We start from the raw sequence: 14883 nt of genomic DNA, 5'->3' as shown, positions 1-14883 counted from the left end.
ATGAACAAGAAACTGTTATTTATTCCACTGTTTGCTTTTTTAGCACTAGTGGCCGTATTTACCACTCAGTTAGTGCGTAACTCAGAAGGGGATGACCCAACTAAACTCGAATCGGTTTTAGTTGGTAAGCACGTACCTGAGTTCCGCCTAGAAGACTTGGCTGAGCCGGGTAAGCTATACGATCAAAGCATCTTTAAAGGTGAGCCTTTACTATTGAACGTATGGGCAACGTGGTGCCCAACATGTTATGCCGAGCACCACTACCTCAACGAGTTAGCGGGTGATGGTGTAAAGATTATTGGTCTGAACTACAAAGATCAGCGTGATAAAGCGGTGACCTGGCTAAATGATTTGGGCAACCCATACTTGATCAGTCTATTTGATGGCAATGGCATGTTGGGGCTTGATCTGGGCGTGTATGGCGCTCCTGAAACCTTCCTGATTGATGCCAACGGTGTGATTCGCTACCGCCATGTCGGTGATGTGAATGCTCGTAACTGGAAAGAGACTTTGCAGCCGATGTATCAACAATTGGTTGAGGAGGCAAAATAATGAAAAAATGGTGTATCGCGTTATTTGTCGCCCTGACATTTTCAATGGTCGCGCATGCGACGATTGAAGTGTACGAATTTGATACCTTGGAGCAGGAACAGCAGTTTAAAGACCTTGGTAATACGCTGCGTTGTCCTAAATGTCAGAACAATACCATTGCGGATTCTAATGCTGAACTTGCGCAAGACTTGCGTCATAAAGTGTATGAAATGACCAAAGACGGTAAGTCAAAAGGCGAGATTGTCGATTACATGATCGCTCGTTACGGTAACTTCGTTACCTACAATCCGCCGTTTACCTTAGCGACATCGATTTTGTGGTTAGGTCCACTGTCGGTAGTGGTGATTGGCTTTGGTGTGATCGTGCTACGCAGTCGTAAGTCAAAGCAACCTCAGGTTGCTGATGACAAATGGGACGAGAACAAAGAGCAACGATTAAAAGCTCTGCTCGATGAAGAGAATGATGGAGACAAGCAGTAATGACATTATTTTGGATTGCATCAATCATTCTTGTCGCGTTGAGTGGTGTTTTGATTGCGTTGCCATTTATCAATCGCAAAGAGAATACCGACGAAGCGCTGCGTGATGAACTCAACAAAGCACTGTATAAAGACCGTCTGACTGAACTGGAAGTTGAAGCGGAAGAAGGTTTGATGGACGATCAGCAAGAGCTGATCGCGGATCTTAAACAGTCGCTGCTGGATGATATTCCAACCGAAGCGCAAACTAAGGTCGAAAGTAGCATTAACCCATGGTTGGTGATTGTGCCATCGATGTTGCTGACCGTGATTATGTCCTACGGCCTGTACTTTAAGTTTGGTGCCGCTGATGATGTGATGGAATGGCAACAAGTGAACGACAACTTGCCAGCGCTATCGAAAAAGCTGATGTCACCGGAAGGGGCGGCGTTAAGCGAAGATGAAATGCGCGATTTAACCCTCGCATTACGTACCCGTTTACACAACCAACCCAAAGATGCGACCGGTTGGTTGCTACTTGGTCGTATTGGTCTGGCGAATCGTGATGTTGATACCGCCATTGGTGCAATGAACAAAGCGTATAAGCTTGAATCAGATAACCCTGATGTCATGTTAGGTTACGCTCAAGCCCTGATGCTGTCGCAAGACGACGTTGATCAAGATAAAGCGCGTTCAATCTTAGGGAAATTGGTGCAGAAGAATTACATGGATGTCCGTGTGTTCTCATTGCTCGCCTTTGATGCTTATGAGCGTAAGGACTTTGCAGCGGCGATTCGTTACTGGAGCATCATGCAGCAGATGATTGGCCCACAAGATGAGCGTTACCAAATGCTGGATCGCAGCATTGCCAATGCCAAAAAGCAGATGGGTGATAAAGCCGTCGCGGGAGCGAGTGTGTCAGTGGCGATTTCATTGGCCGAGACTGTAAAAGCGAACCCTGATGCGTCACTGATTGTATCGGTACACACCGCTGATGGTGCACCAATGCCGGTAGCAGCAGCACGTTACCCTCTTGGCTCATTCCCACGCACAGTGGTACTCGATGATAGTAACAGCATGATGCAAGGGCGTAAGCTGTCTGAACTCGAAGATTACATGGTTCGCGTACGAATTGATGAAGATGGCAACGTAGCCACCTCTCAAGGCGATTGGTTTGGTGAGAGTCAGCCCGCTAAAATGGGCGAATCGGTAGCAGTTATTGTGGATCGACAGTACCAATAAGAACAAATAATGCGTAAACTTAGGCCGGTAACTTACCGGCCTTTTTTTATGGAAAAAATATCAATGAAGAGCCTTCAGCCTAAGGTATGGACATCGTTGCTTTCTGTTGCATTGCTTGCGGGATGCGCGACTGCTCCTGAAGAGCAAGAAGCGGCAGCGTCTAATGTGAGCGACCCTATCGAAGGATTCAACCGCAGTATGTGGGCATTGAACTACGATTATCTAGACCCTTATATTGTACGCCCAGTTTCACTGACTTACGTTAATTACACGCCGCGCCCAGTGCGTATTGGTATCTCTAACTTCCTGAGCAACCTTGATGAGCCTTCGAGTATGGTCAACAACTTGCTGATGGGGAATGGCGGCAAAGCCCTCGACCACTTTAACCGATTTTGGATAAACAGCACTTTTGGTTTGTTGGGCTTAATTGATATCGCTTCTGATGCAGGCATTACCGATCACAATGAAAAAGCGCTCGGTGATGCGATTGGTCACTGGGGCGTAGGCAATGGCCCGTATGTGATGGTGCCGGGTTATGGCCCGTGGACCGTGCGAGAAACCGCGAGTTTTGCTGATAGTGCGTACTTACCTTTGTCGCTGCTTAATTTCTGGGCTGGATTGGGTAAATGGGCATTTGAAGGGATGGAGACCCGCGCATCATTAGTCACACAAGAATCGATGCTAGAAAACTCACCTGATCCATACGCACTCACACGTGAAGTGTATATTCAACACCAAGACTTCAAAGCAGAAATCGAAACTCAGCAACAAGAGATCGATCATGATGAAGAAGCTTACCTTGATGAGTACCTTGACGATCTGTGATTGAGCGTAATGTTCATGAGAGAAAATTGAACAGCAACAAAAAAGGCTTGGGAATTCCCAAGCCTTTCTTTTTAACTATCTAAAGCGTGTTAGCGACAAATTAGAACGTGTAGTTCGCTTGCACGCCGATTAGCCAGATGCTACCAGTTACTTCGCCTTCGAAATTACCACCAAAGTCTGAAGGATCTGTAAGTGGTTTTGCTCCATCTACTCGAGTTTCTTGCATCTTCGCATCTTTCGCCATAATGTAAGTGAAACCAGCATCAAGCGATAGTTGCTCAGACCATTGGTAACCGGCACCAATGCTTAGCCATAGTCGATCTGTCTCAGGAATGGTCGCTGTGCGGTGCTCTTCGCTTACCGCAGATGTATCGTAAGCTACACCCGTACGTAGTTGTAGTTTACTGTTGTATTGGTAAGTCGAACCAATTGCAAAGCGGTAGTTGTCTTCCCAGTTTTCGTGCTTAATCAATTGTGAACTGTTAGCACCAAATTCAGGGATGTTCGCTTCAAGTGTTTTGAAGCTGCTCCAGTCGGTCCAGTTGATGCTGGTATGGATGGCAACTTTTTCAGATACTTGGTGGAAAGTAGCAATTTCAGCGGTTGCTGGTAGGGCTAGATCCATAGAGCCGGCATACTGTTGTGGGTTAAAAATAGAACCACCGACTTTATCAAAGCCTAATCCTCTAGCATGACCTTCAAGCGTTAGCTCAACTTCAGATTTATAGGTAAAGCCAATACGGTTCGCATCGTTGATTTGCCATAGTGAACCAAGTTGCCAACCCCACGCTTTGTCATCACCTTCCATGTATTTTAGAGTTAAACCATTAAGCGGTGCCATATGGTTTGGAGTTACAGCTCCAAAGCTACCTTCTGCCATCACGTAGCGAACACCACCACCAATGCTTACAGTTGGGGTCAGTTGGTATGCCGCATTTAGGTTGGCTTCCTTGGTGATGATGCTAGCTTCATTGCCGTGGTTCGCTGCGGCAAAATCCGCACCTAAGTCAGTTTCCATACCGTAGTTGGTGCCTAGCGCAAAGCCAAGTGCAAACTTATCGTTGTACTTGTGCGATAGGTAAAAGTTAGGAATTACTGCATCGTGAGCGAAGTCTGAAGCATGTGCAGGTACAGAACCTGCTTTGCTCGTACCTTCGATATCAATATTTGGATCAACATAGATTGCGCCAACAGAAACTTGAGTACCTTCTAGGTATGTTAGCAACGCAGGGTTACGCCATTGTGAACCTGCATTGTCAGCCATTGCTGCTTCACCTGCGTATGCACGGCCAAGACCCGTTGCTGAGTATTCTGCTAGCTGGAAACCTGCGGCGTTTGCGGTGGTTGCCACTGACATTAGACCACATGCTACTGCAAGTGATAGAAGAGACTTATTTGTTTTCATTGTTATGTTCGCTGAATATGTTGTTAATTCGTCGCAAGATGGTAGTTTTAGAGCTTTTGCTTTAAAAATAGAAAACACTGTAAACGGTAAATTCAGGATAAAAAATAAATAAACATAAGTTTTAAAGCATAAAAAACCAGAAAAGTGGTTCGACCACTTCTTTTTTCAGCGAACGACTGTGTTGTTAAATTTGTGTTTTGATGCACAAGTGTGCGCTTAAAAAACTCGCAATGTTGTACGCTGAAAATGTTGAAGGGATTTATTGATCAGAGATAGGCAATACGGCAGGCAACAAAAAGGGCTGGATAACCAGCCCTTCAAATAGTGAGGATAGCGTCAGCGCTTAGAAGCTGCGGCTGTATTGTAGACCCACTAGGATTGCGTTAGCGCGGGTAGTACCAGTGATACTTGATACGCCTGCATTAGCTTCAGAGACTTTTACGTCTTCACCTACTAGGTAAGTGAAACCAAAGTCTACGTTAGATGAAGAATCTAAGTGGTAAGTGAAACCGGTTGAGAACCATTGACGATCAGAGTCTGGTACTGAAATTGATGTGATCTCATCCTGTGCGCTAGTGTCGTACATGTAACCGGCACGTAGTGTCCAATCGTTGTTTAGGTAGTAAGTACCACCAATTGCGTAGTGCCAACCATCTTGCCAACCGTATTCTTTTTCAGTAATACCGGCATTTTTGAATTCAATCTTGTCAAAATCACCCCAACCGATGTACTGAATCGAGTAGTGAACAGCGAATTTGGTGTCTTCGATTTTGTGGTAACCGGAGAATTCAGCCATGTCAGGTAGTGGCAGTGTGATTTCTTGTGAGCCATCTTTTGCTGTGATATCTGGGCTATAGCGGTAAGACAGACCAAAACGGTTGTTTTCGTTAAGCTCGAATACGGTACCAACATTAAAACCAACACCCCAACCATCAGCCTGGTCGATGTTTAGGATTTCGGCACCATTTTTTGACGCTAAAAATGCACCCAGAGGGTTGTTAGTTGGGCCTTTATAAAAGCTATCGCTGACATTACGCTTTAACGTACCTTGGCCATAGATCAGGTCTAGACCTGCACCAAAACTCCACTGTTCGTTCAGGCGGTATGAACCCGCTAGACCGAAGTTGATGCTCATGATTTCTGTCTCGCCACCGTATTCAGCACCGACAAAATCACTACCAAAATCAGTACGAGTACCAAAGTTAGAGTAGGCGTTAGCCCCCCAAGCAAATTGATCGTTTACTGGAACGATTAAATGAATGTTCGGTGCTACAGATGTTGCTCCAGCATTATCGTAGTTTGAAGCTGCTGTTGTGCCAGCAGCACTTTTGTATTCAGCATCTTTTACTTCGATATCAGTAATGATGGTTTCAAAACCAAGAGACAGTTCCATTTTATCAAACAGCGCCATTGCTGCCGGGTTACGTGCCATTACAGATGCGTTATCGGCAATAACAGCGTCACCAGCAAATGCACGGCCGATACCGGTTGCTGATTGTGCGTTAAGTTGGAAACCAGCAGCCATAGCTTGCTGAGAGGCGATTGAGGTTGTTGCGATTGTCACTGCTAACAGTGTCTTTTTAAACAGACGCGAGTTGTTCATGGTGCTTTTCCTTTTTAGTCGCCTCTTATACGGGCGCTGTTTTTTGAGCAAATGCTCAGTTGGGGCTGATATTAGTCTGAAGTATAGAATATAGAAATCCGACCATTGGCTAATATGATGATAAAATTATGGAAATGATGGGTAACAGACGGGAAAATGCTGTGAAAATCGTCATTTTAGAGTTTGTACTCTATTTTTTGCTGGTGATTTTACTAAACATCATGCACATTCTGGTATAAAAAAAGCCTGAATAAGAAATTCAGGCTTTAATGTCGCAAAGTTGGCTTAAATTGCCATAGGTTTGATGATGTTCATGATGCTTTTGGCGATAGCGGTGACATCTTCGCCTTTTTCGCCTACCACAATCAAACTGCTGTCACCAACCGGCTCAACAACTCCGGACATCCCTTGTTGCGTGAAGTCTTGCACGCTGTTGCTGGAGATGTTGGTAATAAAGAGCGTGACCTTGCCATGTTCACCAGCAAATACCATGTGCAGAGCATTGGCATCACCAAAACCACAATGGTTAAGGTAATAGACATGATAAGGGAACGACTTCTCTAATTGTTGATCAAATGGCTGCATCTTGGCATTGATTTGCGCCGAACTGACCTGTTCATCTAAATGATCAACAAACGGCTTCTCGGCAATCACATGTTCAATCGCCGTGTCGGCTAAACTGGCTTGTGCGGGCGTGACCAGTACATTTCCCCAGTTAATTTGCCCAACCAGTAAACCAAAGGCGAAGGCAACTGAAGCGGCCATTGCCATGCTACGTTTAATAAAATTAGGTCTGATAACGTTAGTCGGCTGTTGTGAGCTTTGATGAAAGAGAATGCGATCAGCAAGATCATCAGGCACATCGACATTCATCGCTTTCGCGATTTGTGCGTCAAGTTCATTGATGTCATCAACAAATTTGCTATGGCTTTCGTTGGCTCGCATCGCATCGACGATGTCACTGCTCCTATGTTTAGGATCGGACATGATTCGACGGCGGAATTCTAACTCATCCATTGTGCGCTCCTTTATGATTCTCTGCTGACTCCATCATCTCTTTGAGTTGATTACGTGCTCTAAAGAGGCGAGTCATCACGGTATTTTTATTTAGCTCTAAGATTTGACCAATTTCATCGCCACTAAAACCCCCAACCACTTGTAAAAACAGTGGCTCGCGGTAATCAACCTCAAGCTTCATGATTTGCGCATGGATCCATTCTGTTTGATGGTGCGCATCGTCACTCACTTTGGCGTCATTACTGTGATCGTCAATATCAACCAAATCAAATTGTTTACGTTCGAAGCGGCGGGCATTTTCGCGGCGCAAGATAGTGATCAGCCAAGATTTAGCTGCCTTTTCATCTTGTAAGCTATCGAGTGACTTCCATGCCCGCAGGCAGGTTTCCTGTACCAAATCTTCGGCAATGGTTGGATCTTTACACAACCAATAGGCGTAACGATACAAGTCACGGTGATAGGCGCGTACCAGCGCTTCGTATTTTCTTTGTCTGTCCATATCAGAGTCGACCGGACTTTTTGTCTTTTTCTTCCCAAAAATTTCTAAAATTGCCACAAAAGCCTCCAACAAGGGGTTTGGGATTAGGTCGAGATGACTTCAAAAGAGGGGATTGAGAAAAACAAGCCGTTTTGCGCGAGTTAATGTCAATAAGCTGACGATATGGTCAAAAATCGCATCAAAAATTGATCTAATTCAAAAACCATAACAATCCAGCGGTTATAGTACATCTTGTCATCTAGTTAGTGTTTCACTAACGAGTTGAGCAAGATGACACTTCCTTTTGAAGGCTGACTTTACTTTCTCCTAATCAGGAAACTGATTATTTCAATTGGCGTGAGTTAATTGCTTTATACATTCCGACCACACAGTATTGTGTGGTTTTTTTTTGCCTAAATTTGGCGACCTCACAAACCTATCGCCCTAAATATAGCCAAATTTTACTTGGCGACAACTCTTATTTTTCATTTAGTTAGCAATTCTCTCGCTTCGTAAATCACGTTTATTTAAACAGGTGTTTGATTGATTTAACAAACCCATTACAATAATTCTGGTCAGACCTCTAAATGAACTAAAATAAGTCATAGATAACAAGCTTGTTTTGGTTGGCACTTATTGTAAGGAGAAACAATGGGTAAGCAGGAAGTAACCACTCGCAGTGGCGAGCGAGTCGCGATAGTTGCCGGGCTACGAACGCCGTTCGCTCGCCAAAGCACCGAGTTTAGCCAAGTCCCTGCCATTGATTTAGGCAAGATGGTGGTGAGTGAAATGCTCGCTCGTAGCGATATTGATGCCAAACTGATTGAGCAAGTGGTGTTTGGTCAGGTGGTACAGATGCCTGAAGCGCCAAATATCGCCCGAGAGATTGTGCTCGGTACGGGAATGAACATTCATACCGACGCTTATAGTGTCACACGTGCTTGTGCAACCAGCTTTCAAGCGGCCGTAAATGTGGCCGAAAGTATTATGGCGGGCACCATTGATGTGGGTATTGCCGGAGGGGCAGATTCGTCTTCTGTCTTGCCAATTGGGGTGTCGAAAAAAATGGCAGCCAACCTGCTTGCGCTGAGTAAAACCAAAACGATGGCGCAAAAACTCCATATTCTAAAATCCTTCTCGCTAAAAGATCTGATGCCAGTCCCACCTGCGGTCGCTGAATACTCGACGGGTTTGTCAATGGGGCAAACCGCCGAGCAAATGGCGAAAAGTCATGGTATTAGCCGTGCAGAACAAGATGCACTGGCGCACCGTTCGCATACGCTCGCTTCGTTAGCATGGCAAGAGGGTAAGATTGCGGGCGAAGTGATGACGGCTTTCCCTGCTCCTTATAAAAAATGGTTGGCTGAAGACAACAATATTCGCCATGACTCCACCTTGGAGAGCTACGCCAAATTGCGTCCAGCGTTTGACCGTCAGTATGGCAGTGTGACCGCAGCCAACAGTACACCATTAACCGATGGCGCTGCGGCTGTGATGTTGATGCGTGAAGGCAAAGCGAAAGAGTTGGGCTTAGAGATTTTAGGCTACATTCGCTCGTATGCGTTCTCAGCCATCGGTGTTGAACAAGATATGTTGATGGGGCCATCGTACGCCACGCCAATGGCGCTCGATCGGGCGGGGATAACCCTTAACGACTTAACCTTAATTGATATGCATGAAGCTTTTGCCGCTCAGGCTCTGTCTAACGTCAAAATGTTCGCTAGCGATAAATTCGCTCAAGAGAAGTTGGGGCGCAGCAAAGCGATTGGCGAAATTGATATGGATAAATTTAACGTGTTGGGCGGTTCGATTGCTTACGGTCACCCATTTGCCGCTACGGGGGCTCGTATGATGACGCAAACTTTGCGTGAGCTGAAACGACGTGGCGGTGGCTTGGCATTAAACACCGCTTGTGCTGCGGGTGGTTTGGGTGCAGCGATGATTCTGGAGGTTGAATAATGACGGATCTTAAAGCCTTTAATCTCACCATCGATGAGCAGAACATTGCGTGGCTGTGTATCGATGTGCCGAATGAAAAAATGAACACGCTTCAAGCGGCTTTTGCCGATGAAATGGAGTCGGTGTTCGCTGAACTTGAACAGCATAAAAGCGCCCTAAAGGGGTTAATCATTCACTCGGGTAAGCCGGACAATTTTGTTGCGGGTGCCGATGTTCGTATGCTGGATGCTTGTCAGAGCGCTCAAGAAGCGCAGGCGCTCGCAACGAAAGGGCAAGAGATGTTTGAAAAACTCTCTAAGCTGAGTTTTCCCGTTGTTGCGGCGATCCACGGCCCATGTCTCGGTGGAGGTTTAGAGCTGGCACTGGCGTGTGATTACCGTGTGTGTAGCGATGATGATAAAACGCGACTTGGTTTGCCTGAAGTGCAATTAGGTCTATTGCCGGGGTCGGGCGGGACTCAACGCTTGCCACGCTTGATTGGATTATTACCGTCGTTGGATTTGATTCTAACGGGCAAACAATTGCGAGCAAAGAAAGCGAAAAAGCTTGGGGTCGTTGATGCCTGCGTTGCGCCGACGATCTTATTAGAAGTGGCAAAACAGTTTGTTGAAGACAAAGACAAAGCCAAGCATAAGGTGAGCACCAAAGAGAAATTAATGGCGCAAACGGGCTTTGGTCGCAAAGTGATTTTTGAACAAGCAGCGAAGAAAACTCAACAAAAAACCCGTGGCAACTATCCAGCTACCGAGGCCATTTTAGAGGTGATTCGCTACGGCTTAGAACATGGTTTCACTAAAGGGCTAGCGTATGAAGCTGAGCGCTTTGGTGAGTTGGTGATGAGCAATGAATCCAAAGCACTGCGTTCGATTTTTTTTGCTACCACTGAGATGAAAAAAGAACATGGTAGCGACGCAGAGCCATCCTCCGTTAAGCGGATTGCTGTGCTCGGTGGCGGTCTTATGGGCGCGGGGATCAGTCATGTTACGGTAGCGAAAGCTAAGGTGCCGGTGCGTATCAAAGATGTCAGTAATGATGGGGTATTGAACGCGCTTAATTACAACTTTAAGTTGTTTGAAAAGCAGCGTAAACGCCGAATCTTGAGCAAGGCACAATTGCAAAGCAAAATGCAGCAGCTCTCTGGAGGTATCGATTTCATCAGCTTTAATCATACTGATGTCGTGATAGAAGCCGTGTTTGAAGATTTAGCCCTTAAGCAACAGATGGTGGCGGATATCGAGCAAAACGCTAAACCAGATACGATCTTTGCGACCAATACTTCTTCACTGCCGATTCATCAGATTGCCGAACAAGCTGCACGTCCTGAAAATGTGATTGGCTTGCATTACTTTAGCCCAGTGGAAAAAATGCCGCTGGTGGAAGTCATTCCGCACCAAACCACCTCGGATCAAACCATCTCCACTGTAGTTGAATTGGCACGTAAACAAGGTAAAACCCCAATTGTAGTGAAAGACTGCGCGGGATTTTATGTTAACCGCATATTAGCACCCTACATGAATGAAGCGGCGCATATTTTACTCACCGGCGAGCCGATTGAACAACTTGATGGCGCGCTACTTGATGCTGGTTTTCCTGTTGGGCCAATCACGTTATTGGATGAGGTGGGGGTGGATATTGGTGCTAAGATCATGCCGATATTAGTCAACGAGCTAGGCCCTCGCTTCCAAGGCCCTGCGGTATTTGACACCTTACTCAATGATGGCCGTAAAGGACGTAAAAGTGGCAAAGGCTTTTACACCTACAAAGGGAAAGATAAGCAGGTAGATAAAAGTGTCTATAAGCTACTTAATCTTACCCCTGAGTCAAAAATGGCTAGCCAAGAGATGGCGATGCGCTGTTTGCTACCGATGCTTAATGAGGCGGTTCGCTGTTTGGATGAAGGGATTATCCGCTCACCGAGAGATGGTGATATCGGCGCAATCTTTGGTATTGGCTTCCCACCATTCTTAGGTGGCCCGTTCCGCTATATGGATCAGATTGGTATCGTTAAGCTGGTAGAGATCATGAATGAACATGCGGCGAAATATGGTGAACGTTTTGCTCCGTGCGATGGTCTGCTGACGAGAGCCAGCTTAAATGCGCCATTTTATGATTAGAATTTAGTCGAGCGATATCTGCGCATCATAAAGTTAAAAGCGAGCGTGAAGCTTGCTTTTTTTATGGTTATTCGTGACACAAGAAATTGCAGATTCTGCATGAACACCGTTATGATTACAGAAAATACCGTCACATAAAGGGATACTATGGATGCTCTAGATTTGTTGCTTAACCGCCGCTCGATTGCGCGACTGTCAGCGCCTGCACCAGAAGGTAAAGCATTAGAGAATATTATTCGTGCTGGTTTGCGCGCGCCAGATCATGGCGGTTTAACACCTTGGCGTTTTGTCATCGCTCAAGGAGAAGGGCTGCAAAAGCTCGCGGATATATTAGTCAGTGCTGCAACGGCAGAAAACAGCGATCAAGCGGTGATGGATAAAGTCAGCCAAGCGCCGTTTCGTGCGCCAATGGTGATTACGGTCATCGCCAAAGTGACAGAGCATGAAAAAGTGCCTGCATTTGAACAGCATTTGTCGGCAGGGTGCGCTGCGCAGGCGATGCAAATGGCCGCGGTCGCTCAAGGATTTCAAGGTTTTTGGCGTTCAGGTAAGTGGATGTTCCATGATGTGGTACGCGATGCGTTTGGTGTGAGCGGAGACGATCAGATCGTTGGTTTTCTCTATCTTGGCACGCCGGGTTGCACGCCAATGAAAGTACCAGAGCGTGATTTGGCAAAATTTGTTGAGTTTCTTTAGTCGAACGGGTTATGTCGATATTGAGGCTGGATCAAATAGAAAAGAGCTTGGTATGGCCAAGCTCTTTTTGTTTGCGTCGAACGTGGAAGTATTAGTGGATGTTGTAAGCAATCACAAAATCGATAAATAGACGCACTTTCTCTGGTAAATGATCTTTGTGGTTATAAAGCATATAGATATCACGTGGGTTAGCGCTCCAATCTTGCAGCACTTGTACCAAGCTACCATCTTCAATAAATTCACGGATCATCACATCAGGCATCAGCGTAATGCCAAGGCCATCTGAACAAGCACTGCGCACAACATTGAGCGCATTGGCTTGGAAGCGACCATTGTCATTGTTGATAACAGTCTCGCCACTTTCGTTGATAAGTTGCCACTTCTTCAGTGGATCGCCTTTTAACAGCGAGTGATTATGCAGTTCTTCAGCATGAACCGGGGCGTGATGAGCGCGTAAATATTCAGGGCTTGCAACTAGGATATCTTTTACGGCGCTGATTTTTCGTGCGATTAGGCTTGAATCACGCTGCGGGCCAACACGGAAAATAACATCCCATTCGGTCGGGTCGAGTTGATCGGCATGATTGCTGGTGTTCAACTCAATGCTGATGTCTGGGTATTGCTGCATGAAGGCATTGAACATCGGCATCATCATGCGTTTAGTCAGATTTGATGGAGATGAAATTCGAATTTTTCCTGCCGCACCGCGACAGTCGTCGGAAATTTCTTCGGTGACGAAAGACAGACGCTGTAATAAAGGTGAACATTCACCATAGAAGCGTTCACCAGCTTCTGTTAGTGATAGCTTACGCGCGTGGCGATTAAGCAACCTTAGGTTCAAAGCATCTTCTAGTGCTTGAATGCGTCGCGTTATGGTTGCAACAGGAATCATGGTTTTTCGTGATGTTGCAGTATAGCTCCCATTTTCGACTACCAGTCGAAACAGGTTTAGATCGTCTAATTTCATCATCTGGACACATTTTTTTACGAATTGGGTTAATTTATATTGAACATCTCGCATAAAGATTGAGACACATCAACAAGTAATGCGATCTTTATCATTTCATACATCTTGTATGCAATAAAGTGAGAGATCAGCATATTTGTATAAATATAGGTTCACGACTATTTTTAAGAAGTTCGATCATTCTACTTATAAATATAACAATAAGTCATAATTATTACATTTAAGAAGTTGTGTGAGGCATTTCCATGCATAAGATATCAGAGGCTCAGGTCTTGCCGTCAGACCACGCCGGAGCGCAAAAAAAACGCGTATTGTTGGTTGATGACGACCCTATTTTTCGCCGTATTACGACGTCGATTCTGTGCGCCCAAGGCTATCAAGTGTTGGAAGCGGAGAATGGATTAGAAGGATTGCGACAACTTCGTTCGTTTGAACCCGATTTGATTTTATGTGATCTGGCGATGCCAGTGCTCAACGGCATCGAGTTTGTTGAAGAGGTGAGCTTAGAGTATCCCTCTTTGCCGATGATCGTTGTTTCTGCGACAGAAGAGATGTCAGATGTGGCGAAAGCATTGCGCTTTGGTATTAAGGATTTTCTCGCCAAACCAATCAGCGACCCCAGCAATTTAATTGATGCGATTGAAAATACATTGGAAGACTCAGATTGTCATGTCGGTGATTCTCGTGACTTCTCTAGCCAATGGTTTCGCGTTGATAGCGGTGACATGCCCGAAGAACAAGAGCTTCATTGGCATTTAGGTCACCTAGAAGATAATCCGAGCGCGGCGAAAGATTTATTGCATGCGTTATTACCGGAAAAAGACACCTCACAAGGTGATTGGAAGTGCAGTTATAGGCTGCTTCAGTCAGCGGATATTATGCCATTAGTGTTCGATTATGCTTGGCTAATGAATGGTCAATTTATTTTCTATCTGGTTGACTCGGATAGTGAATATGGCCATGGCGCTGCGAGCACGTTATTGGTACGAGCGCTGTTCCACGATTATCTACGTAACTTAAAATCCTTTAATGCAGATTTGAAGGATCTGGCTGATTTATTGGAAAAAGGGATTAAGTGTACGGATTGTGCCATGCCCATCCGAGCGATGTTTGGTGTCGCTGATGTCGCAGAAGGGACGATTCGCCTATTACCTGCTGGGTTAGAAGCGAGTTATCGCAGTGGTTCTCGTAGTCAGCAAATTGAAGCGGGTGCGCGTTTAGGCGATAAATGCGTGAAAAACTTTACCACCACAGAGCTTTATATTGATGAGCGTTGTTCGATTAGCTTGAGTCGCTTAGGTGCAAGTAGCTTCTCGTTAGATTTATCGAGAAAAAAGTGACGACTAAATTATAACGTCAAATCTCAAAACACTCCCATGACCAAAGCAGCCTTAGTGCTGCTTTGGTCGTTTTGGGCCTATCAATAATACCCACAAGATTAGTCGGTGTTTGTGCCAAACACATTACGCTATAATTTATTTTAACAACAATGAAACGAGCTGATATCTAAATTGTAACCGAGCATTTTGCGTGGCGATGATTAGGGGTAGGCTTTCTTTTACAAAATA

The 14883-nt window shown here is 45.4% G+C and carries 13 protein-coding genes; 8 read left to right on the top strand and 5 right to left on the bottom strand.

All coding sequences use genetic code 11. The annotated features are described in order from the left end of the window. The 4 genes from RH88_RS22155 (at window position 1) to RH88_RS22140 (ending at window position 3076) form a co-directional block, all read left to right on the top strand. A complete protein-coding gene (locus RH88_RS22155) occupies window positions 1-552 on the top strand; it encodes a DsbE family thiol:disulfide interchange protein (RefSeq protein WP_005600232.1) in 552 nt (183 codons plus the stop codon). Further along, entirely contained in the window at window positions 552-1031 is a 480-nt protein-coding gene (locus tag RH88_RS22150) for a cytochrome c-type biogenesis protein (protein ID WP_005600230.1), read from the top strand. Before RH88_RS22155 ends, RH88_RS22150 begins: the two co-directional genes overlap by 1 nt. Continuing rightward, window positions 1031-2251: a c-type cytochrome biogenesis protein CcmI gene (gene ccmI, locus RH88_RS22145; RefSeq protein ID WP_005600227.1), complete on the top strand. Its 1221-nt coding sequence runs from the start codon at window positions 1031-1033 to the stop codon at window positions 2249-2251. Before RH88_RS22150 ends, ccmI begins: the two co-directional genes overlap by 1 nt. A gap of 63 nt (window positions 2252-2314) precedes the next feature. Further along, entirely contained in the window at window positions 2315-3076 is a 762-nt protein-coding gene (locus RH88_RS22140; RefSeq protein WP_005600225.1) for an MlaA family lipoprotein, read from the top strand. Between the two features lie 100 nt (window positions 3077-3176). Here the strand turns inward: RH88_RS22140 and RH88_RS22135 are convergent, their stop codons facing one another. The 4 genes from RH88_RS22135 to RH88_RS22120 form a co-directional block, all read right to left on the bottom strand. After that, window positions 3177-4481, bottom strand: a complete 1305-nt coding sequence (locus RH88_RS22135; RefSeq protein ID WP_005600224.1) for an outer membrane protein transport protein — start codon at window positions 4479-4481, stop codon at window positions 3177-3179. A gap of 343 nt (window positions 4482-4824) precedes the next feature. Beyond that, window positions 4825-6084, bottom strand: a complete 1260-nt coding sequence (locus RH88_RS22130; RefSeq protein WP_005600222.1) for an outer membrane protein transport protein — start codon at window positions 6082-6084, stop codon at window positions 4825-4827. Window positions 6085-6369: 285 nt separating this feature from the next. Next, a complete protein-coding gene (locus RH88_RS22125) occupies window positions 6370-7101 on the bottom strand; it encodes a DUF3379 domain-containing protein (RefSeq protein WP_005600220.1) in 732 nt (243 codons plus the stop codon). Continuing rightward, a complete protein-coding gene (locus RH88_RS22120) occupies window positions 7094-7669 on the bottom strand; it encodes a sigma-70 family RNA polymerase sigma factor (protein WP_174269681.1) in 576 nt (191 codons plus the stop codon). The genes RH88_RS22125 and RH88_RS22120 overlap by 8 nt, the downstream gene beginning before the upstream one ends. Window positions 7670-8230: 561 nt before the next feature. On the opposite strand from RH88_RS22120, the gene fadI reads away from it, so the two are divergent. The 3 genes from fadI to RH88_RS22105 all read left to right on the top strand — a co-directional run bounded on the left by fadI (window position 8231) and on the right by RH88_RS22105 (window position 12348). Beyond that, window positions 8231-9538: an acetyl-CoA C-acyltransferase FadI gene (gene fadI, locus RH88_RS22115; protein ID WP_005600216.1), complete on the top strand. Its 1308-nt coding sequence runs from the start codon at window positions 8231-8233 to the stop codon at window positions 9536-9538. After that, window positions 9538-11652, top strand: a complete 2115-nt coding sequence (fadJ, locus tag RH88_RS22110; protein WP_005600215.1) for a fatty acid oxidation complex subunit alpha FadJ — start codon at window positions 9538-9540, stop codon at window positions 11650-11652. The genes fadI and fadJ overlap by 1 nt, the downstream gene beginning before the upstream one ends. Before the next feature lie 147 nt (window positions 11653-11799). Beyond that, complete coding sequence (locus RH88_RS22105) at window positions 11800-12348, top strand: NAD(P)H nitroreductase (RefSeq protein ID WP_005600214.1); 549 nt, start codon at window positions 11800-11802, stop codon at window positions 12346-12348. A gap of 91 nt (window positions 12349-12439) precedes the next feature. On the opposite strand, the gene RH88_RS22100 is transcribed toward RH88_RS22105, so the two are convergent. Continuing rightward, window positions 12440-13315, bottom strand: coding sequence for a LysR family transcriptional regulator (locus RH88_RS22100; protein ID WP_005600213.1), 876 nt, complete (start codon window positions 13313-13315; stop codon window positions 12440-12442). 245 nt (window positions 13316-13560) lie between these two features. Here RH88_RS22100 and RH88_RS22095 point away from each other — a divergent pair, with 245 nt between their 5' ends. After that, on the top strand, window positions 13561-14655 hold the full coding sequence (locus RH88_RS22095) for a response regulator (RefSeq protein WP_005600212.1): 1095 nt from the start codon (window positions 13561-13563) through the stop codon (window positions 14653-14655). Window positions 14656-14883: the final 228 nt, after the last annotated feature.

The sequence above is a fragment of the Vibrio scophthalmi LMG 19158 genome (genome assembly GCF_000222585.1).
Classification (GTDB): domain Bacteria; phylum Pseudomonadota; class Gammaproteobacteria; order Enterobacterales; family Vibrionaceae; genus Vibrio; species Vibrio scophthalmi.
Note: the sequence above shows the minus strand (reverse complement) of the source record. Positions and strands in the feature narration are given on the sequence as shown.